The organism is Streptomyces sp. ATLC9, assembly GCF_057196705.1.
In genome coordinates this window covers 1-514 of the sequence record NZ_JBXUOY010000580.1, presented here as the reverse complement: position 1 = coordinate 514, position 514 = coordinate 1, and the positions used below count along the sequence as shown (strand labels likewise).

The window sequence follows — 514 nt, the reverse complement described above, 5'->3', positions numbered from 1 at the left end:
GGGCCGCCGGGGGGCGCGGCCGGCGGGGCGGCGGGCCCTCCCGCCCCTTCCCCGGCTCCCTCCGGCCCGCGCAGCCGCGGGCGCACGTAGCGGCGCCAGATCTCCCCGCCCCGGGCCATCCGGGCGACGACCGAGAAGAAGACGATGGTGAACAGGTACTCGTAGGTCTTCGCCGCCCGGACGAACGCCTCGTGGTCTCCGCCCGGTTCACGCCAGGAGTCGGGCGTGAACCATTCCAGCGGCTTCACCCAGAAGTCGATGTAGCCGTTCCGGCACAGCGACCACACCAGCAGCCCGCAGAGCACCACCAGCGCCGCACCGCCCAGCAGTTGCCGGTCGTCCAGCCGGTCGGGGTCCTCCGGCGGCCTGGGCCGGTGCCCGTACCGCCAGATCCCGGGGCCCGCCTCGGGACGCGGGGTGCGCAGCCACTCGCCCAGGGACGGCCCGGCCGCGGGCGCCTGCCGCGGCATCGGGGGCGCGGGCGGGGTCGGCGGCATCGCCGGCAGGTCCCCCC

Annotated in this window: 1 pseudogene; it reads right to left on the bottom strand. The window is 77.4% G+C overall.

From position 1 onward, the window contains the following. A pseudogene (locus tag AC2CJA_RS27160) lies at positions 1–497 on the bottom strand (ATP-binding protein); the annotation flags it as partial. Positions 498–514: the final 17 nt, after the last annotated feature.